Here is a 19,852-nt window from a genome sequence, read left to right as displayed (position 1 = left end):
TATGAAAGTCGATATTCAGTCCCTCGGGACATTCAACCAGCTCGCTCACGAGGGCGCTCAGCAAGCGACTGCGTCGATGTCTCAGATGACCGGCATCGACGCGGCCGTCGACGTGACCAAGATCACGCTCGTCGACCGGGCCGACATCGGCGAGGAGCTGGACGACCGAGAGTACGTGGGGGTCCAGTTCGACTTCGAAGGTGAACTCCGGGGCCAGACGGCGCTGGTGTTGGATCGTCCCTGCAGTGAGACGCTGACCGACGCGCTTCTTCCGGGCAGCGCGGCGGGCGACATGGCCGAAAGCGGCGTCAAGGAGATAGGAAATATCATGATGAGTGGGTTCATCGACGGGTGGGCCGACTACCTCGAGACCACCATCGACCACTCCCCGCCGACCTACATCGAGGGGGTCGGCAGAGACGTCATTCCGTCCTCGACGGGCAACGGTGAAACCGACCAGCTGTTCGTCTTCAAGAGCCAGATCGAGTACATCGAGGAGTCGGTCGAGTTCTACATCTACATGCTTCCGGACTACGACTCTCTTACCGGCCTGATGACGAGCCACGCGGACACCGAGAGCGATGCCATTCCCATCGATAAGCTCGAGGTGTTCAACCAGATGACCGAACAGGGCACTCAGACAGCGGCCGAGAACGTCTCGATGATGACGGGTATCGATACCGAGGCCGAAGTGTCCCAGATCAGCTTCGCCCGTATCGAGGACGTCCCAAAACAGATCGAAAACTCCCGCTACGTTGGGACCGTCGTCGAATTCTCGGGGGTCCCGAGCGGCTTCTTGCTGGTTTTGTTCGACGAGATGTCGGCGAAGAACGTCGCCGAGGCGATGATGCCGATCGAGATGGACGGCGACGATCTCACCGACCAGCACACGGCCGCAATCGAGGAGCTTGGCAACATCATGACCAGCGGGTTCGTCGACGGCTGGGCGAACGTCCTTCAGACGTCTGTCGATCACACGCCGCCCCGACTGGTTCACGACATGGGCCAGGCGATTCTGGATCCGCTGGCGGCACAGGTCGGCCAACACCAGGAGCACGCATTCATCATCGACTCACGGATGCGGACCGACGACCTCGAGTTCGAGGCAGAGATCCATGCACTCCCCAACGAGCAGGAACTCCGGGAAGCACTCGATGCACTGATGGTCGAACGGGCCGAAGAGACTGACGCTAACCCCGACGCACTCTTCCAATGAAGGTCTACGACGGATCCCAGACGGCAGAGACAAAGCAGACCGAACGGATCAAGGTCGGCATCGCCGAGTACGACATCTCGACCGATGGAGCCGTCCTCACGACGAGTGGTCTAGGTTCGTGTATCGGGGTCGCCCTCCACGACGAGGAGACCAAGGCGTCGGGACTCGTCCACGTGATGTTGCCGACCGCCGAGGACGTCGACGGCGGTAACCCTGCGAAGTTCGCCGACACGGGCGTCGAAATGCTCGTCGACACCCTCGAGAGAGAGGGGGCCCACCGCTCGAACATGATCGCAAAGATCGCCGGCGGCAGCGACATGTTGGACTTCTCGAAGAACGGCTCCGGCATCGGTGCCCGCAACCTCTCTGTCGTCCGGAAGACCCTCTCCACACTCGATATCCCCGTTGTCGAAGCGGATGTCGGCGGCGATCACGGCCGCTCACTCAGACTGGAAGGCGATACGGGCGACCTGATCGTCAGGAGCGCCAACCGCGAGGAAAAGCGCCTGTGAGTGACTGTCCCGTCCCGTGATGTATTTCGATCGCGGTTGTCTGACGAGCGTCATTCGTTTCGGAAATCGATATTTTGACGCTCCTCGACCCATTACGTGCCGGAAACAACAGACTGCCGGACGCTAATTTCCATTTGATGGATTGGGATAGAATCATCAGTTATCACATATGATACTCTAAACGGTACATTCAAGGGCGTATGATGGGATATATGTAGTAATGAGTAGTCTCTCCCTCCTCTGGGTTGGATCGAACGTGGAGGTGGTGGCGGGACAATCCCTTCTGGACGCCGGCGGATGGTTCCTCGGCCCGGTGGGATCGGTCTCGCCGGAGCCGGTCGTTGTCGCGGTGTTGGCGGTCGGGTTCGTCGGCATGAGTATCAAGTCGGTCTTTGACTCGATCCTTTCCGACGAGGACGCGGGAGATAGCAGCGAAGACGCGGATGACGACGGATTGATGCCCGAGGAGGGTGGCGACGAGTTTGGCGACCTCGGTGGTCTCGACGAGGGTGGCGACGAGTTCGGCGAGTTCGGCGACGACGAGTTCGGTGGCGACGAGTTCGGCGACATGGACGGCGGCCCGGACACTGACGAGCTCGAACACCGGCTTGACGAACTCGAAACCGAGGTCGGTAGCCTTTCCTCGACGGTCAACACGGTCCGCAACGAGAACGAGCAGATCTCCGAGACGGTCGATGATGTCGAGGAGAACGTCCGGAAACTGCTCGACATCTACGAGATGGTGACCCGCGGCGTCAATCCCTTCGCTGACGACATCGACGCCGGCGGGTTGGGCGGTCCGGGCGAGCAATCTTTCGGCCTCTTCGATGACGGCGGCGGCGACGAAGCCGACGAGGAACTCGAAGAAGGCATCGCTAACGCCGACGCAGAGGGATTTTTCGACGAAGATCTTGTTGAGGATGACGACGAAATGGAGACTGACACCGACGTCGGTGATATGCTGGGTGACGAGAGTGGAAGCGACGAGGACGAGGTCGCATTCGACGACGAATTCGACGAAGACTTTGAGGATGTCGACGATGGATTCGACGAGGACTTCGAGGACGATTTCGAGATGGACGACGACGATACTGAGGGCGATTCCGGCGGCGAGAGCGGCAAGTCCTTCGCGGAGCTGAAAGACGAATATGAGTCCGGCGACGCCGAGTGGGCCGAGGGTAGAGAGGACGCAGACGACCCAGTGGAGGAAGACGTGGCCGACGAGGGTTTCGACACCGACGACGCCGGAGATGCTATCGAGGAGATGGAGACCGAGGCGGCCGACGACGCGTTGGCCGACGACGATCTCTTCGATACGGTCATCGAAGACGAGGGGACGGCCGTCGAAGCGGAAGACGACGCGGAGACGTTCGAAGCGACGGACGACGAGACGTCGGAGGCGCCCGACGAACCGGCGGTCGAGGCCGACGACACTGAAGACCTCGACGAGGACGGAACCGACGACGCGGACATCGACGTGGAAACTGCAGACGAACCTGGTATGGAGACGGAAACGGAGTCCGTCGACCCAAAAACGGCGTCCGCGGAGACAGAAACGGTGTCTCGGGACGCAAGTGAAACGGAAAACGCGACCGATACCGACGATGGAAAACCATACCTTACGGAGTTGCCCGACGGGTTCCTGGCCGATTTGATTGTCGTCGAGTGGCTCGAGTTTCTGGTCTCGGAGGTCGGCGTCAGGGCCACCGCGGAGGCCATCCACTACTACGAGCGTATCGATTGGATCGACGATGAGGTCGCCGAGCAACTCCAGGCGTACCTCCGTGGATTCGAGGACGGTGGGGACGCGACGACGCTGACGATCGATCACCACACCAAGAGTCTCCGATACGTGAGTCAACTCAACGGCGGCGGTGCCGAATCAGTCGCACTCGATCAGATCCCGGCTACGGTCGGAGGTGGGTCAGATGGGATTCAGCGTTAGCGCCTCGGTAGCCATCCTGGCCGCCGCACTGTTGATCGGCTTCGGGATGTTCCACAGTGCCGCCTACGATACCGTCGAACGGGTGACTGACGCCCGGAGTGACGCCCGCGACGACCTTCTCGACCAGCAGAACACGGCGATCAACGTCACGGGGGCCGTCCTCTACAGTTCCAACGACACCACCCGCGTCACCGTCGTCAACGACGGGGCGACGACGCTGAACGTCGACGAGACGGACCTCCTCATCAACAACGAGTACCGGACGGACTTCGACAGCGAAGTCGAGGGTGACAACACCACAGACCTGTGGCAATCCGGCGAGGAACTGACGTTCAGCGGCGAGACGCCGGCCCTCGACCCGGCCAACGAAACCGTCCGGGTGAAGGTCGTCTCCGGCCCCGGCGTCGCCGCCACGGCGGAGGTGACCGAGAGTGGCTAGTGTTTCAGCTTCCCACTTGATCATCTTCATCGCGAGTGTCATCGTCGCCGCCAGCGTCGCCGGCGTGCTGACGAGTACGGTCGACGAACTTAGCCAAGCCGTCGACGACCTCGGACTGGGTGTCAGCGAAGATGTCCGTACGGACGTCGAGATCATCAGCGATAGCGGCGCAGGTATTTACGACACGGACGGCAACGGGAACATTACATTGTACGTCAAAAATACCGGCTCCCAGCGATTGGCCGCCGAAAGCGACGCGATGGATATATTCGTCAACGGACAGTTCAAGACCGGTCCCGACGTGATGGTGACGGTCGTCGATGGAGATGTCTGGACGCCCGGGAACGTCGTCAGAGTCGAAATCGACCACGCGCTGGGGGTCGGCGAGGACGTACGGGTCCAGCTCACGGTCAACGGCGACCAGGAGGTGTTCGAGTTCCGCACATGAGTATCGCAACCACTGATCTATACTCGTTGGGTTTGGACGAGCGCGACCGATTGAACAAGGAACTCGGCGGTGGCATCCCGCCCGGCAGTATCGTCCTCGTCGAAGGCGACTACGGCGCGGGCAAGTCCGCGATGAGCCAGCGCTTCAGCTACGGGCTCTGTGAGACCGGTCAAACGGTCACAATGCTCTCAACGGAGCTGACTGTCGGGAGCTTTCTCGATCAGATGCACTCACTGGATTACGGCATGGTCGAGCACATCCTCGACGAGAATCTGTTGTTCCTGCACGCTGACATCGGCGATTCCAACACGTTCCGTGGGGGCGACGACGAGGAGAACGATCGGATGGATCTGCTCAAGCGACTGATGGACGCCGAAGTGATGTGGGAGACCGACGTCATCATCATCGACACGTTCGACGCCATCCTCCGAAACGACCCGAAGTTCGAGGCGCTGGTCCGCCAGAACGAGGAACGGCAGGCGGCACTGGAGATCATTTCGTTCTTCAGGGACGTTATCGCCGAGGGGAAAGTCATCATGCTCACGGTCGACCCCTCGACGTTGGACGAGGACGCGATCGGCCCGTTCCGGGCGATCGCCGACGTGTTCATCGAACTCGAGATGGTCGAGGTCGGTAACGACGTCCGCCGACAGATCTCGGTCAAACGCTTTGCCGGCATGGGTGAACAGGTCGGCGATACCATTGGCTATTCCGTTCGTTCGGGGACGGGGATCGTCATCGAATCGCGCAGCGTGGCATGAGGGGATGAACACATGACAGATCACGGCAGACCCAAACCGTCGGACGAACTCCGCCAACACGCCGCCAGACGCCCCCATCTTCGTGATCACCTCCAGAAGTTCAAGCAGATCACCGGCGAGTTCCCGATGTTCGTCGAAGAGGCTGACGGGGAATACGAGTCCGACCGACCGAATATTCTCTACCCCGTCGGCGGCCCGATCTACACGCACGTCTATGGCGACATCGGTCAGGACATCAAGTATTACGCGATCGAACCGGAACTGGCCGACGACGAGCGCACGGTCTTCGAAAAGGTCCGTAACCGTCTGCTGGAGAAAAGCGTCATGAAACCTGCCCCCAGCGAGGAGGCCGAGTACGACGACCGCATCGAGGAACTTCTTCAGGAGACGACGGCCGTCAAGAATCACGACGAGGGAGGCGGCGTTCTCAGCCGGTTCAACGACATCACCAACATCGGCAAGGTCGAAGTCACCGAAGAGACCTACGAAAACATCCGATACCGGCTCAACCGCGACATCGTCGGGCTCGGTCCACTCGAACCGGTGATGCGCGATCCGGCCAACGAGGACATCCACGTCATCGGTCCACACGAGTGTTACGTCGACCACGCCGTCTACAGCCTCATCAAGACGACCGTCGACTTCGGGGAACCCGAGGAGTACGAGCAGTGGCTGCGCAACATGGGCGAGCGGATCGGTGATCCCGTCTCGGACAACGATCCGATCATCGACTCGACGCTGCCCGACGGATCGCGTATCAACATCATCTACTCGGACGACGTCTCGCTGAAAGGCCCCTCGCTGACTATCCGCCAGGGCGACGACGTTCCCCTGTCGATCTTCCAGATTACCAAGTGGGGAACCCTCTCACCCGAACTGTCTGCGTACCTCTGGCTGGCCCTCGAAAACGAGCAGACGGTGTTCGTCGTCGGGGAGACGGCCTCGGGGAAGACGACGACGCTGAACTCTATCATGTCGTTCATCCCGCGGGACAGCAAGATCTACACCGCAGAGGACACCTCGGAGGTGTTGCCGCCCCACGATACCTGGCAGCAACTCCTCACCCGGGAGGGCGACGACGAGGGGACGGACGTCGACATGTTCGATCTCGTCGCCGCGGCACTACGGTCCCGTCCCGACTACATCATCGTGGGCGAGGTTCGTGGCGAAGAGGGGCGAATGGCCTTCCAGGCCGCCCAGACGGGCCACCCGGTCATGCTGACGTTCCACGCCAGCGACATCGTCTCGATGATTCAGCGCTTCACGGGCGACCCGATCAACGTCCCCGAGACGTTCATGGACAACGCCGACATCGCGCTGTTCCAGAATCGGGTCAAGCAGGGCGACGACGTCCTCCGTCGGGTCACGTCGGTCCAGGAAATCGAGGGCTACTCCAAGGAGATGGACGGGGTCGTCACCCGCCAGAGCTTCTACTGGGACCCCGTCGAAGACGAGATTGTCTTCCAGGGGATGAACAACTCCTACGTTCTGGAAGAACAGATCGCGACGCTACTGGGCTACGAGGATACGCGTGACATCTACGACGACCTGCAGTTCAGGGCGAACCTCATCGAGCGGGCGATCCAGGAGAACGTTCTGGGCTATCACGAAGTCAACGAATTGATCGAGAACTACCAACGGGACGGCCTCGAGGGGCTGCCCTTCGATATCCACCGCTCAGACTGATGGCCTCCGAAGAAGCCAGCACGCTCGACCTGACGATCTCCGGGACAGTCGCATCGCTACTGGACTCCTACCGACGGATGGGAATTCCCATCCAGCGGTACGTACTCTCTATCCTGTTGCCCGCCTTTGTCTTCTTTCTCGTCACGATCGGGATCGCGGTGGTCGCGCCACTCCCGCTCTCGATCGCGCTTCCGTTCCCGTTGCTCGGGGTGTTGTTGTTCGGGGCCGCCGTCTTCTATCCGAAGGTGCAACTCTCCCAGCGCCGCCAGGCGTTGAACAACCGGTTTCACCTCATGGTCACGCACATGACGGTGCTCTCGACCACGAAGATCGACCGGATGGAGGTCTTCCGGGCACTCGCTTCCGAAGACGAGTACGGTGAACTCGCGACCGAGATGGGGCGGGTCGTCGAACTGGTCGACACCTGGAACTTGAGTCTCGACGAGGCCTGTGCCCGGCGAGCCAAGGAGGTCCCCAGCGAGGCCGTCTCGGACTTTTTCGATCGCCTGGCCTACACCATGGGTGCCGGCCAGAGCCTGGAGGACTACCTGCTCTCCGAGCAGGACATGATCATCGACAACTACAAGACTGTCTACGAGGGGGCGCTGGGCAACCTCGAAGTGATGAAAGACCTCTATCTGTCGATGATCCTCTCGATGACCTTCGCACTGGTGTTCGCCGTCGTGTTGCCGATCCTGACAGGGACGAACCCGATGATGACTGTCAGCGCTGTCATCGTCCTCTTCATTTTCATCCAGTCCGGGTTCTTCGTCGCGATCCGTTCGCTATCTCCCTACGACCCTGTCTGGTATCATCCCGAAGAGGTCAACTCACCGATGGACCGGCGGATCAATCTGAGCTTCGCCGTTGGAGTCGTACTGACGCTCGTCCTTTCGGTCATCAGTTTCGGCGGGTACGCCGGGATCAGCCCGATCACGCTCAACATGCTCCTGCCGTTTTTCGATCCCGTTCCGCTGTCGATGTACGCGGTCGTCCCAATTTCGCCGCTGCTCATCCCCGGCATCGTGATCCGCCAGGAGGAAAACCAGATCAAGGCGCGCGACCAGGAGTTCCCGAGTTTCATCCGGGCGCTGGGATCGACGGAGGGGGCCAAACAGTCGACGACTGGGGCCGTCCTCGAATCGCTCCGCAAGAAGGACTTTGGACCCCTTTCGGAGAACGTTGACAACCTCTATAAACGGCTGAACATGCGGATCGAACCCGCGAAGGCCTGGCGACACTTCACCGCTGAGTCCCGGTCGTATCTCATCCAGACGTTCAGCGAGATGTACCTCGTGGGTCGCGAGATGGGTGGCAGTCCCAAGCAACTCGGCGAACTCATCAGCGAGAATATGAACGAGGTCCTCCAGTTGCGCCAGCAACGCGACCAGGAGACGACAACGCTTATCGGCGTCCTCTATGGCATCACTGCCGCTTCGACGTTTGCCTTTTTCATCGGCTTGCAGGTCGTCAACCTCCTCTCGGCGATGAGCCTCAATCTGAACGCGGGGAGTCGCATGGACGTCGGGTCGCTCATCAACACTGCTGTCTACGACATCCCGACCATCGAGTTCCTGCTCATCATCGTCATCGTGTTCAACGCCCTGCTGTCCTCGCTGATGATCCGGACGACTGACGGCGGACACAAACTCAACAGCTACATGCACTTCGTCGTCCTCTCGTGGCTTGGGGCGATCATCGCGATCTTCACGAAGGGTGTCGTCTCCGCGGTCATCAATATCTGATTCGCTACGGGTCGGGACGTTCCGGTCTCGGGACTGCGAAACGTCGTCTTTTTGCTCGTCGGCGGCGTCGGTGTCGCACATGACCGATCGTGAGGCGTTCTTGGCCGGGAACCGCCCCGACGACGTCGCTTTCTTCCTGCACGAGGACGCGGTATCGAACCCCGAGGCCTTAGACGAGTACGCCGAGCCAGTCGAGAACGGGCTGGTCTTGGTGTTGCCAGGCGAGGAGGGCCGCAGTGCCTTTCAGTCGGCCGCCGGGATCGACCCGATGGCGCTAGCCCAGGCAGCGATGGACACGCCCAGCGAGATCGACCGGAGTCTCGTCGGTGGGACCTGCCCGGTGGCCGACGAGGCGCCCGAAGACGACCATCACGTCAGACTCGTTTTCGCGTTCGCCGAAGCACAGAACGAGGAGGTGGGTGGCATCTACGCCGAGGGCGACGTGATCCACGCCTACGCGGCTTGTGCCTGCGGGCAGCGATACAGCGAGAAGTGGGTCGTAGAGGAGTAATCGTCGAGGATCATTGTCGAAAAGTGACGGTGAGGCCCCGTCTGCACGGGCTCACAGCACTGCAAGATAGGCGATCCAGTAGATAAATCCGACCGCGCCAGCCCCGCCGATGACGAGTGCTGGGCCGGTCCGGTTTGCCTCGGCGTGCAACTTGTAGCTCCAGTACATTGCGAGTAGTCCGGCAAGCGGGAGGACGAAAAGCGATACTGCGGCTGCGAGTATCCCTCCCCAGAAGTACAGACGGCCATCCTCGTTTGCGTCCCGGATCCTCTCACGTATCGATTCGGTGGTTTCGTCCATGCCGGACAGTCGACACGCTACCTAATCGCTCAGTCAATATTTAACTGCTGTGGTCCCCGAGGACAATCTAGATCGAGCAGCCCGTGAAACGTGGGCGAATGCTGGCACGCTTGGGCGGCGGCTTGCCCCAGCAACACCGACACTCCGTTCGATCGTCCGTCGCAGTCGGGTCGACGGCGACACCATCGATGTTTCTCTTCGCTTGCGTGAAGTCGCCCACATGCCCCGTCCCACGCCGATACCACAGGTGAACGATGACAACGTCGGCGCCGTTCGAGACAGCAATGGATAGCCAGATGCCGAGTGAGCCGATAGCTCCACCCCAGACCCAGGCAATGGGAACCGAATAAGTCCAAGCGACAAGACAGAAAGCGCCGCGGCTGTCGGCGTCTCGCTGGTGCTGCGGAAGCTCCCTGTCTCGGCCCACGATGCCGAGGGCCCGACGACGGAGTCGTGATTGCAGCGACGTCCCCGTCACGCAGGCCGGGAATCACGGGACGAGCGCTACCGAGTCGACGATTCCTCACGGCGGAAACGCGGTCGCCATCGGGATCAGCGGGCTCTACCGGTTTGCGCTCGACGCATACTGGACGTGGGGCTAACTGGGCTATGCGTCGATGTCCAATCGCCGGAAGGCATCCACGATCGCCTGCTTGGCTACCGCGCCCCGTGTCGCCCAGTGATGGGCGTAATCGAGCATGTCGTCGTAGACGTCGGGCTTGCAGCCCGCCGCCTTCGGGTGGCCGCCGCCGTTGACCTGGCCGGCAACCTCGTGGGCGCGTTCGAAGTTCTCGGTTCCCCGGATGGACGCCGATCCGGCGGGTTTGACGATGACTGCGGCGTCGGCACCCTGCTCGCGGAGCGCTTCGGCCACCTCGTTCTGCGAGCAGCGACCGTAGGTGACCCCGACCGTCCAGGGACCGATCTCGCGCAACTCGGCGCGTTCGACGGCTTTTTCGATTAGCGCCTGCTTCTCGACGCGTTGCTCCGTGAGTAGCTCTTCGGCGTCGGGGGGGAGATCGGCGCCGTGTTCACGGACGATCTCGATGTACTCCTCGGGTTCGAGCCAGTGAGCGAGGTCCGCAAGGTCGTCGCTACGCGGATCCTCACGGATCCAGAGGTCGTGATCCCGCGTCGCGGCCGCCAGGTCGGCAAAGCGGTCGTCGAAGTCGGCGGCGAGTTCCCGGAGCGCCACGTCGGCGGTACACTCCTCCTCGGACTCGCCGACTGTCAGATCGACTCCGGCGTCCCGTACCAGCGTCGCGAGGTCGCGGTCCCACTGGTGGTGGTCGAACCAGCGAACGTCGCCGTCGCTTTCGGTCAGGTCCGCAAGCGGTTCCAGGTCGCCCGCGTCGTCGGGACAGAGATCACAGACGTAGATGTCGGCCCCGCTCTCCGCGTATTCGGCGACCCAGGAGAGTGCACGTTCCAGATCGTGTGGACTGGCCGGCAGCAGCGGCGCCTCGCCGACGGCGTCCCGGATCAACGCGACGCAGGCGAGACCGTCCGCGTCGGGGTCCGCGACGACGATCTGTTCGGCCCCCTCCAGGCGCTTGGCCGCCTCCTGCTCGCGTTTGGCCTCCTCGACTGTATCGGGATAGAAAAAGCCCTCGCCGGGCAGAATCGACTTGCGCTCGATGGACAGCCGTTCGTCATCAATGAGCCACTCGTCCATGCTCAGGCCCCTCGCTCACGAGCGGGTACCTCGCCGTCTTCGAGTTGCCGGACAGTCAACACGGGGACCGGCGATGTTCTGACGACGGCTTCGGCGACGCTGCCGAGTAGCAACGCGTGTTCGCCGTGACGACCTCGGGTTCCGGTCACCACGACGTCGGCGCCGACGTCGCTCGCGTACTCACAGATCTCCGTCGCAGGCTTCCCCGAACGGATCGCCGTCGATACTTCGCGGTCGCTCTCTCCCTCGATCCGTTCGAGTGCCTCCTGTCCGCGCCGTTCGAGGGACGTTCGGAGATCCGCCCGCACGTCTTCGGGAGTCGAGGCGACTTCACCCTCGTCGACGACGTACAGCGCGTGGACAGCTCCGTCGAATCGGCGGACGAGGTCCAGCCCCACGGTCACCGCCCGCTCGGTGCTCGCCGAGCCATCGGTCGCCAGCACTACAGTTTCGTACATGGGCGAGGATAGTTCGCCCACCCTATATAGATGCGGCGGCCCCTGGACTACAACGTCGGAATCGCCGAAATATCTGTCACCGGGGGACCGCCCCTGGTGGCTCGCTTGAGGGACCCGGCCTCTGCCGGTAGGTTTTTTGACTATGCCTCTCCCAGAGAGGGACAATGGATGTTGAGATCGATACAGTGTTCGTGCCCGTCGACGGGACCGACCAATCGGAACGGGCTGTAGAACACGCACTGGCGATCGCCCAACGCTATGACGCGGATGTCCACGTGTTGCACATCACCGAGGAACACGTCGCACGCGGACTCGAAGCCGGTGACATCGCAGCCGATAGCGTCGCCGAGGAGCACCGAGCGTTCATGGGAGCGATCCGCGAACACGTACGGAACGCCGGCTACGAGGTTTCACTCTCTCAGTCAGCCGCGTTCGGTTACTCGGCGAGTTCGCTAAGCCGCCATCCGGTCAGCGTCGTACTCGATGCGGCCGACGAGGTCGCGGCCGATTTTTTGGTCGTCCCGCGGGAGTCGGCCATGAACGATCCCGGGGCGATGCTCGGGCGGGTTGCCGAGTACGTCCTCTCCTATGCCAGCCAGCCCGTCCTGTCGGTGTAGCCCGACGCCTCGACCGTTTCACTCCCGATCCGCGATCCGGATCGCCATCTCGAGTTCGAAGCTCTCGGTGTTGCGAATCTCGAAACCGACCTTCTGGTAGAGGCCGATCGCCGGTTCGTTCCATCGTTCGACGGTCAGCCAGACTCGGTCGATCCCCTGTGTTTTCCCGTACCCCAGGAGGGTCTGGACCAACTCCGTGCCGATACCCGCCGACTGGTGACTCCCGAGAACGAAGATCGCCAGTTCGTAGGCACCTTTGTCGTCGGGTACCAACATCGAGTGGCCGACCGCGTCCTCACCGTGCCAGGCGATCACGTTCAGGCATTCCTCATCGAAGACCCGGTCGAGCCAGCGTCTGATCTGGCGTTCGCCGACCGGTGGAATACCCTGGGCGCGGTCCTGCGGATCGAAGTCTTCGTACATGGCGACGAGGTCCTCACGATTGTCTTCAGCGACCCGGACGACGATGTCTCTCCCTTCGTCGTCGACGAACTCGTGTGGCGGGGCGGGGAACGGTCCCGAAACCTCCGTCGGATAGGAACGATCCTCACTCATCTGATAAGAGTCACCGGCGTTTCAGCGTTGAGTACGACGAACTCAGCGATCGAGCCGAGTTGAATCTTTCCGAGCGGACTTCGAGTCCCGCCGCCGATGACGAGTCGGTCGAACTCTTCTTGATCGGCCATCTGAACTAACTCGCCACCGGGGTGGTCCGTGATCCGGCGTACCGTCGCCTCGACGTCGGCATCCTCGAGGGCCGTCCGGACGTCGGTTTCGATGTCGGTCAACGTCGACTCGATCTCCTCGGAGTTGAAGATCGCGACCGTTAGCTCGTCGCCGGTCTCCTGGACGCGCTCTATGGTCTCCTCGAGCGCCCGTCGGGAGTTCTCGCTCCCGCCGACTCCCAGCAGAACCTTCATACGCTCTCCATTGGTGTAATGGATAAAAAAACTCCGTTCCGTGACCCTCCGGAGGCGTCGACACGCTTTTTCGACCCCGGGCCGGACTGGCCCGCATGGTCGACGATCCCGCGGACGATTCAGGACCGGCCGTGGAGACGCCACGGACGGTCGAGGGAACCGACGATGACGCCACCGATGGGTCCACGTCGGACGGTTCGCCATCCGAGGGGCCTCCCACCGACGCGCCGGCGGGGGACGACACACCGGCAACTGCCTCGGAAGGTGGCAACCGAACTAGCGACGAGCCGGCTGACGACCACTCGGGGTCCGAGCCACCCGCGGATGTCCGTTCTTACGATCGGTTTCAAAAGATCGACGGTGGCACGTATGACCGTGCCAATGACTTCCTCCGGGAGCGTACCTACATCACCGCCCGTGAGTGGGCCATTGCCCGGCTGTGTGCGGATTTCCGTACCGAGACCGGTGTCGAGATGACCAAGATCGGCGAGAACCTGCCCGACTTGGTCCCGTTCATGACTGACACGTACTCCCCGCAGGCGGTCAATCAGGCTCGGGCCTCTTTCGAAGAGAAGGTCCAGATGGCCGGCGCAACCTTCCTCTACGGGGCGATGAGCGATTTTTTCACCGCCGACGAACTCGACGACCTGATGTACGAGGCCACTGAGGTCGCAAAGTTCCTCCTGGAAGTCGAGGGCGTCGAGTTGAGCGTCGATGAGGAACTCGAGGCCGAGGACCGCATCTCCGAGGTCATGCGCGAGGTCCGGGAGCATAGCGTCGCCTTGCGCCACGACGAAGTCGAGTGTCCCGAATGCGGGCACTCTTTCCACGTCGATAGTGGAGAGTGACTGGCTGCACGGAGTGATCGAGGTCGGTCAGTCGTCGATCCCATCCGCTGTTGCTGGCTCCGATCCTCGTTCGTCCGGTGAGTTGGCAGGCGTCTCATCGGTCGACTCCGATCCGTCGGGGTTAGCCCCGTCTCACGGTTCGTCGGTGTTCTCTGTCCCCTGTGGCTGTTGGCCCTCCTCGTTGCGCTCGATAGTCTGGTCCGGGACGGGACGTGCTACGCGAACGTTGCGTCCCTGGTGGTCGTCGAACACCTCGCCGTCGTCGGTCCGCTCGTAGACAACGGTCCCCCGGACCATCGTCAGCTTGGGGAACAGGCCGCGCCATCCTTCGAAGGGCGTCCACTCGCAGTTAGTATGGAGGTCCTCGCCGTGGATCTCGCGGGTCTGTCCTGGATCGACCAAGACGAGATCGGCATCGTAGCCCTCGGCGATCCGTCCCTTCTTCGGCAGATCGAACAGTGTCGCCGGATTGGCGGCCGTCAGGTCGCGGACGCGCTCGTAGGTGAGGTGGCCGCGTCGCGCTTCCTCGAGCAGGAGGGGGAGGACGGTCTCGACGCCAGGGACGCCGCTGGGGGCCTCCCAGATGCTCGCGTCCTTCTCCGCGCGGGTGTGGGGTGCGTGGTCCGTCGCGACGATGTCGACCTGACCGTCCCGGACACGGTCGTAGACGCGTTCGCGGCGTTTCTCGCGGCGCAACGGTGGGTTCATGCGGCCGAACGTCCCCAGTTCATCGAGGTTCGAACGCGAGAGCAGGAGGTGGTGTGGCGTGACCTCGCAGCTGATTCCCGCGTCGCGGGCTGCGTCAATCGCCTCCGGCGTGCTCGCGTGAGCGACGTGCAGGTGGACATCGTACTCCGCCGCGAGCTCACAGACGCGTTCGACGGCTGTGATCTCGGCGCGGGCCGTCCGGTAGGCCGACCACGCGTCGGCGTCTGTCCGCTCGCGCGTCCCCACGTTGAACTTCGCTGCGTTCTCTGCGTGGACGGTAACGGTCACGTCGTGGCGCTGGGCCACCTCGAGTGCGTCCCGGAAGCGCTGCTCGTCGATCCCCATCTCGCCGGTCGAATCCGCGAGAAATACCTCTCCGAGCGCAAAGATCGGCCGATCGAACAGCGAGTCGGGATCCCAGTCGGGTGTGACCCCACCGTTGAGACCGAAGTCGACGACCGAGTCTGTGGCGAACGCCGCCTTCTCCTCGAAGGTGTCGCCGTCGATGGTCGGCGGGTCGGTGTTGGGCTGGTCGACGACTGTCGTGACGCCGCCGGCTGCGGCGCTCCGTGATCCAGTCTCCCAGGTCTCTTTGTGGGGGTCGCCCGGCTGGCGAAAGTGAACATGTGTGTCGATCATCCCCGGCAGCAGGCGCTTGCCCGTGGCGTCGATTTCGCGCTCGCCCTCGACCGGGGGTAGGTCTTCTTCGACGGCCGCGATCTGTTCGCCCTCGATGCGAACGTCGCGACGACGGCCGTCGGGAAGCGTGGCGTTCCGGATGAGCATGGACCCGGATCGATGCCCCGGGACCCTAAGTGTCCCGGAGTGTCGCGCTCGCCCCGAAACTCGTCGTGCTCAGCGGCTGTCGGTGACTCCCGCCGGAGAGTCTTAGCCGCTGGCAGCCCTGACGCCATTTGTGGCGTCGACCCCGACGGTTCACCAAGTCGCGACTTATAATCGCTTGCCGAAGTCGATCAGCTCGTAGCCGTTCACCTGTTCCGTTCCGAGCCGTTCGTAGCCCCGATCCGGATAGAAGTCGGTTGCACTCGTCTGTCGGCTGGCAGTCGTCAGTCCGATCCGAGCACAGCCACGCTCGCGGGCCGCGCGTTCGAGTCCGTCGACGATCGCCGTCCCGTGGCCTTCGCGCTGGTGGCCGGGATCGACGGCGATCCGCTTGAGTTCGGCGGTCGACCCGTCCCGGAGCAGTCCACCGCACGCGACGATCTCCTCGTCGCTCTCGGCCACTAGGAACTCTCCGCCCGAATCGAGGTAGATCTGCCCGATCGCTCGCAGATCGCCGTTGTTCGGGACGTCGTTTGGGTCCGTCCCCGCTTCCCGGAGCGCCCGTCGGTAGAGATTCTCGACGGCCGGTCCGTCGCCTGGCTCATACCGCCGCACAGCTCTCTCTGGACGAGACCCAATCATTCAGTCGAACTCGATCGACTCGCGGTCGCGTACTTCGCCGAACAGCCAGTCGGCGTGTTCGAGGGCGTACTCGCGGTGATCGTTCTCGATGAACCCGATGGCATCCTCGATCAGGACGGGACGGTAGTCCCGCAGGCCGGCACTGGCGGCCGTATGGAGGACACAGACGTTCGCCAGCGTCCCGCATATCAGCAGATCGTCGATGCCGTGGGCGTCGAGCCATCCCTCCAGTTGGGTCTCGTGGAAGGCGTCGTAGGTGTGTTTCTCGACGACGAGATCCGCCGGCCGCTCGTCGAGTTCGGCGACGAGTTCGGCGTCCCAACTCCCTTCGAGGACGTGTTCTCCCCAGCGTTCGAACTCGTCGTAGTAGTGAGCGTCCGCGAACTGCTCGGGCGGATGGACATCGCGGGTATAGACGACCGACGCTCCGACGTCCCGGGCGCGGTCGATCAGTTCGACGCAGGGTACGATCGCGTCTTCACTCGGCGGGGAGTAGAGACTCCCGTCCGGGCGACAGAAGCCGTTTTGCATGTCCACGACGACCACTGCCGTCGCGTCTGGATCGAATGACATGACTATCGGTGCGTCGGTTCGCCACGGTAAAAATCGTCGGGGCCGTCAGTGGATCGGTCACGTCGGCCCTGCATAGCGGGTGGCTCCGTCGACCGGCTCACCTGTCCCGATCGGGGCATTTGTAAGGAGCTCGCCCCGAGGGTTGGTATGGTCGCCCGAACGCACCTTCTAGTGGTGATCGTCGCGGTGGCGCTGGTCGGTCTCCCAGTCGTCGCGGCGGTCGAGTCCCCCCAGTCAGCATCGACAGCTCTGGACGACGACGCCCTCCAGGCGACGAATACAACGCAGTCCTCGACGGTCGCAGACCAGCACCCGCCCGATCCTGCGGCGGACGTCCTCGGGTGGGAAGCGGGGTACTGGTACAACGAGTCGATCAGCGTCACGCCTGCGGATGGATTGAATGACTCCGAACTCGACGCAGTGGTCGCCCGCGGCATGGCCCGTGTTGAGCAGATCCGTCGTATCGAATTCGAGGAACAGCCTCCGGTCGAGGTCATCAGTCGGTCGGCCTACGAGGACCGCGTCAGCAACGACACCTCGAGTATGACCGACGCCCAGCGTCTCCACCAGAACGTCAAGTACGAGGCGCTGTTGATGGTCAACGAGTCCACTGACGCGACCGCGGTCCAGGCCGACAACCAGGCCGGCGGCGTCGGTGGCTTCTACGATCCTTCGGCGGGCGAGATCAAGATCGTCTCGGAGAACACTTCGACGCCGAAGATGAACGAGATCACCCTCTCACAGGAACTGTTCCACGCGCTCCAAGACCAGCGGTTCAACATCACGTCGTACAATCAGTCGACCCAGGAGCTTCACAACGCCAAAGACGGGATCATCGAGGGTGACGGAAACTACGTCGATCACCTCTACCAGCAACACTGTGAGAACGAGTGGGAAGGGAGCTGCCTCATGCCCGAGGGGTCACAAGTCCCCTCGGACTTTCAACCCCACTTTGGTCTCTATCAGATCCGCCTGCAGCCCTACAGTGATGGTCCGCCCTTCGTCAAGGAGATCCGCGAGGAGGGTGGCTGGGAGGCCGTCAACGCTGTCTACGAGAACCCGCCTGCGTCGACCGAGCAGACGATTCATCCCGAGAAGTACCCTGAAGACGTGCCCACGAATCTTTCCGTCTCTGACCGGAGCGACGATCGCTGGCGGGTGCTTGCACTCAACGGGAGTCATAATTACGCCACCTTCGGTGAGGCGGGGCTGTACGTCACGCTGTGGTACCCCACCTTCGAGGAACGGCTCCCTCCTGACCAGGCTATCATCCCGCTGGTGAACCACATCAATTACGGATCGGACGGTGGCGTCCAGGAATTCGATCCGCACAATTACAACCACAGCTACACGGCTGGCTGGGACGGCGACAAACTGGTGTCGTACGTTACCAACGAGTCTAGCGAGACCAACGAAACCGGCTTCGTCTACAAGACAGTCTGGGATTCAACCGAGGACGCCGCTGAATTCCGAGCGGGCTACCAGCGATTGCTCGAAATCCGCGGTGCGGAGGCCGTCGAGGGTCGACTCGGGACCTGGCGGATCCCGGATTCCACGGAGTTCGGTGACGCGTTCTACCTGAATCAAAGTGGCAAGACGATGGTCATCGTCAACGCCCCGAACGTCGAAGAAATCTCGGCGGTTCGGGCGGGGGCCGCCCCCGAAGGCGAACGGACGGCGACGACGGAATCGGGCGGTGGTGACGGCACGAACGTCGTCACCTCGACTGACGGCCCCGGGTTTACCGTTCTGGGCGCGTTCGCGGGACTTCTCGCCCTCGCCGTGACCTTCATCCGGAGACGCTGAGTTCGATACGGACGACCGGACAGGTTTTTTACACGCAGCGAGAAGCGATCGGTAGCATGACCAAGGAGACGCCGTTCGATATCGTTCCCCCGTCCGCCATCGCGTCGGGACGGGCGACCGACGCCTACTTCGACCGGACGATGGAGGCTCTTGAGCACGCCGAAAAGAACCCTCACGTCGTGGCGGAGGTCTCGGCCGATCAGTTTCCGACCGGCGACTTCGCCGTCCTGGCAGGGCTGAAAGACGCCGCTCATCTGCTCGCGGGCCACCCCGTCGATGTCGACTCTCTTCCGGAAGGACAGCTGTTCGATCACGGACCGGTGATGCGGATCGAGGGCCCTTATCGCGAGTTCGCGCGACTGGAGACTGCCCTGCTGGGTTTTCTTTCCCATCCCACCGGGATCGCTACCAACGCCCTCCGCGCCCGGCTGGCTGCGCCAGACTCGACGGTACTGAGCTTCGGGTCCCGGCACGTCCACCCGTCGCTGGGCGCGATGGTCGAGCGCAGCGCCCTGCTGGGCGGCCTGGACGGCATCTCGAACGTCGCCGCCGGTGAGGTGATCGGCCGGGAGGCCGGTGGAACGATGCCCCACGCGCTGGTCATCTGCTTCGGCCGGGGCAATCAGGAGGACGCCTGGCGTGCTTTCGACGAGGCGGTCCCCGACGAGACGCCCCGCGTCACACTGTGTGACACCTACAGCGACGAGGTCGACGAGGCGATCCGGGCCGTCGAGGCCGTCGATGGTCTCGACAGCATCCGACTGGACACGACGAGTTCACGCCGCGGAGACTTCCGGCGGATCGTCCAGGAAGTCCGGTGGGAACTCGACGCCCGTGGGTACGACGACGTTGGGATCTTCCTCAGTGGCGGGCTCGATCCCGCGACACTCCGGGAGCTTCGGGACGTCGCCGACGGGTTCGGCGTCGGCGGGTACGTTTCTAACGCCGATCCGAAGGATTTTGCCCTGGACATCGTGGAGATCGACGGCGAACCGGTCGCCAAGCGCGGGAAACTCTCCGGGGAGAAGGCCGTCTATCGGACTGCGGCGGGCGGTCACGAGGTCGGCCTTGCCGATCGACCGGGGCCGACGGACGCAGAGTCGTTGTTCGAGCCACTGCTCCGGGACGGCGAGATCGTCCGGGAATTCGATCTGGAGACGGCCGCGAGCCGGGCACGCCAGGACGCCGACGCGGTCGACTTTGGCGAGTGACGAGCACGTCTCCGATGCGATCTCTTCGAGGAACGACCGGCGACGACC

The 19,852-nt window shown here is 62.6% G+C and carries 22 protein-coding genes; 14 read left to right on the top strand and 8 right to left on the bottom strand.

What is annotated here, in order from left to right; translation table 11 throughout:
• The first annotated feature begins 1 nt into the window (after position 1).
• From BN2694_RS05245 to BN2694_RS05205, 9 genes are all read left to right on the top strand, one after another.
• Positions 2-1,216, top strand: a complete 1,215-nt coding sequence (locus BN2694_RS05245; RefSeq protein ID WP_135663293.1) for a chemotaxis protein CheC — start codon at positions 2-4, stop codon at positions 1,214-1,216.
• Positions 1,213-1,728, top strand: a complete 516-nt coding sequence (locus BN2694_RS05240) for a chemotaxis protein CheD (RefSeq protein ID WP_135663291.1) — start codon at positions 1,213-1,215, stop codon at positions 1,726-1,728. The genes BN2694_RS05245 and BN2694_RS05240 overlap by 4 nt, the downstream gene beginning before the upstream one ends.
• A 220-nt stretch (positions 1,729-1,948) precedes the next feature.
• Complete coding sequence (locus tag BN2694_RS05235; protein WP_135663289.1) at positions 1,949-3,673, top strand: FlaD/FlaE family flagellar protein; 1,725 nt, start codon at positions 1,949-1,951, stop codon at positions 3,671-3,673.
• Complete coding sequence (locus BN2694_RS05230; protein WP_135663287.1) at positions 3,657-4,112, top strand: flagellin; 456 nt, start codon at positions 3,657-3,659, stop codon at positions 4,110-4,112. The genes BN2694_RS05235 and BN2694_RS05230 overlap by 17 nt, the downstream gene beginning before the upstream one ends.
• On the top strand, positions 4,105-4,560 hold the full coding sequence (locus BN2694_RS05225) for a flagellar protein G (protein WP_135663285.1): 456 nt from the start codon (positions 4,105-4,107) through the stop codon (positions 4,558-4,560). The genes BN2694_RS05230 and BN2694_RS05225 overlap by 8 nt, the downstream gene beginning before the upstream one ends.
• The gene (locus tag BN2694_RS05220) at positions 4,557-5,321 is read left to right on the top strand and encodes an ATPase domain-containing protein (protein ID WP_135663283.1); all 765 of its coding nucleotides are present in this window, start codon (positions 4,557-4,559) and stop codon (positions 5,319-5,321) included. Before BN2694_RS05225 ends, BN2694_RS05220 begins: the two co-directional genes overlap by 4 nt.
• A 12-nt stretch (positions 5,322-5,333) precedes the next feature.
• Complete coding sequence (locus BN2694_RS05215; protein WP_135663281.1) at positions 5,334-7,007, top strand: type II/IV secretion system ATPase subunit; 1,674 nt, start codon at positions 5,334-5,336, stop codon at positions 7,005-7,007.
• Positions 7,007-8,752: an archaellar assembly protein FlaJ gene (gene flaJ, locus BN2694_RS05210; protein WP_135663279.1), complete on the top strand. Its 1,746-nt coding sequence runs from the start codon at positions 7,007-7,009 to the stop codon at positions 8,750-8,752. Before BN2694_RS05215 ends, flaJ begins: the two co-directional genes overlap by 1 nt.
• Positions 8,753-8,831: 79 nt before the next feature.
• A complete protein-coding gene (locus tag BN2694_RS05205; protein WP_135663277.1) occupies positions 8,832-9,263 on the top strand; it encodes a DUF5807 family protein in 432 nt (143 codons plus the stop codon).
• 51 nt (positions 9,264-9,314) lie between these two features.
• On the opposite strand, the gene BN2694_RS05200 is transcribed toward BN2694_RS05205, so the two are convergent.
• A complete protein-coding gene (locus BN2694_RS05200; protein ID WP_135663275.1) occupies positions 9,315-9,563 on the bottom strand; it encodes a hypothetical protein in 249 nt (82 codons plus the stop codon).
• Positions 9,564-9,991: 428 nt separating this feature from the next.
• Between BN2694_RS05200 and BN2694_RS17380 the strand changes: the two genes are divergently transcribed.
• The gene (locus BN2694_RS17380; RefSeq protein WP_210408914.1) at positions 9,992-10,165 is read left to right on the top strand and encodes a hypothetical protein; all 174 of its coding nucleotides are present in this window, start codon (positions 9,992-9,994) and stop codon (positions 10,163-10,165) included.
• A 5-nt stretch (positions 10,166-10,170) separates the two neighbouring features.
• Here BN2694_RS17380 and BN2694_RS05190 read toward each other — a convergent pair whose 3' ends face one another.
• Positions 10,171-11,238: a DHH family phosphoesterase gene (locus tag BN2694_RS05190; RefSeq protein ID WP_135663273.1), complete on the bottom strand. Its 1,068-nt coding sequence runs from the start codon at positions 11,236-11,238 to the stop codon at positions 10,171-10,173.
• Between the two features lie 2 nt (positions 11,239-11,240).
• Positions 11,241-11,696 carry a universal stress protein gene (locus tag BN2694_RS05185; protein WP_135663271.1) on the bottom strand — a complete coding sequence of 152 codons (456 nt, stop codon included), beginning with the start codon at positions 11,694-11,696 and terminating at the stop codon, positions 11,241-11,243.
• Between the two features lie 164 nt (positions 11,697-11,860).
• Between BN2694_RS05185 and BN2694_RS05180 the strand changes: the two genes are divergently transcribed.
• Positions 11,861-12,313, top strand: a complete 453-nt coding sequence (locus BN2694_RS05180; protein ID WP_135663269.1) for a universal stress protein — start codon at positions 11,861-11,863, stop codon at positions 12,311-12,313.
• A gap of 18 nt (positions 12,314-12,331) precedes the next feature.
• Here BN2694_RS05180 and BN2694_RS05175 read toward each other — a convergent pair whose 3' ends face one another.
• Both BN2694_RS05175 and BN2694_RS05170 read right to left on the bottom strand, forming a co-directional pair.
• Positions 12,332-12,868: a GNAT family N-acetyltransferase gene (locus BN2694_RS05175; protein WP_135663268.1), complete on the bottom strand. Its 537-nt coding sequence runs from the start codon at positions 12,866-12,868 to the stop codon at positions 12,332-12,334.
• Positions 12,865-13,233: a universal stress protein gene (locus BN2694_RS05170; RefSeq protein WP_135663267.1), complete on the bottom strand. Its 369-nt coding sequence runs from the start codon at positions 13,231-13,233 to the stop codon at positions 12,865-12,867. The genes BN2694_RS05175 and BN2694_RS05170 overlap by 4 nt, the downstream gene beginning before the upstream one ends.
• Positions 13,234-13,328: 95 nt before the next feature.
• On the opposite strand from BN2694_RS05170, the gene BN2694_RS05165 reads away from it, so the two are divergent.
• Positions 13,329-14,081 carry a DUF5806 family protein gene (locus BN2694_RS05165; protein ID WP_244605364.1) on the top strand — a complete coding sequence of 251 codons (753 nt, stop codon included), beginning with the start codon at positions 13,329-13,331 and terminating at the stop codon, positions 14,079-14,081.
• A 132-nt stretch (positions 14,082-14,213) separates the two neighbouring features.
• Here BN2694_RS05165 and BN2694_RS05160 read toward each other — a convergent pair whose 3' ends face one another.
• The 3 genes from BN2694_RS05160 to BN2694_RS05150 form a co-directional block, all read right to left on the bottom strand.
• Positions 14,214-15,575, bottom strand: coding sequence for a dihydroorotase (locus tag BN2694_RS05160; protein WP_135663266.1), 1,362 nt, complete (start codon positions 15,573-15,575; stop codon positions 14,214-14,216).
• A gap of 165 nt (positions 15,576-15,740) precedes the next feature.
• Positions 15,741-16,187, bottom strand: coding sequence for a GNAT family N-acetyltransferase (locus BN2694_RS05155; protein ID WP_244605363.1), 447 nt, complete (start codon positions 16,185-16,187; stop codon positions 15,741-15,743).
• 27 nt (positions 16,188-16,214) lie between these two features.
• Positions 16,215-16,787 carry a cysteine hydrolase family protein gene (locus tag BN2694_RS05150; protein WP_135663264.1) on the bottom strand — a complete coding sequence of 191 codons (573 nt, stop codon included), beginning with the start codon at positions 16,785-16,787 and terminating at the stop codon, positions 16,215-16,217.
• Positions 16,788-16,934: 147 nt separating this feature from the next.
• On the opposite strand from BN2694_RS05150, the gene BN2694_RS05145 reads away from it, so the two are divergent.
• Together BN2694_RS05145 and BN2694_RS05140 are read left to right on the top strand one after the other, a co-directional pair.
• A complete protein-coding gene (locus BN2694_RS05145; protein ID WP_135663263.1) occupies positions 16,935-18,593 on the top strand; it encodes an Hvo_1808 family surface protein in 1,659 nt (552 codons plus the stop codon).
• Positions 18,594-18,649: 56 nt separating this feature from the next.
• Positions 18,650-19,804 carry a nicotinate phosphoribosyltransferase gene (locus tag BN2694_RS05140; RefSeq protein ID WP_135663262.1) on the top strand — a complete coding sequence of 385 codons (1,155 nt, stop codon included), beginning with the start codon at positions 18,650-18,652 and terminating at the stop codon, positions 19,802-19,804.
• Positions 19,805-19,852: the final 48 nt, after the last annotated feature.

This window comes from Halorhabdus rudnickae (genome assembly GCF_900880625.1).
GTDB classification, from domain to species: Archaea; Halobacteriota; Halobacteria; order Halobacteriales; family Haloarculaceae; genus Halorhabdus; species Halorhabdus rudnickae.
This window is presented reverse-complemented; position numbering and strand designations above follow the sequence as displayed.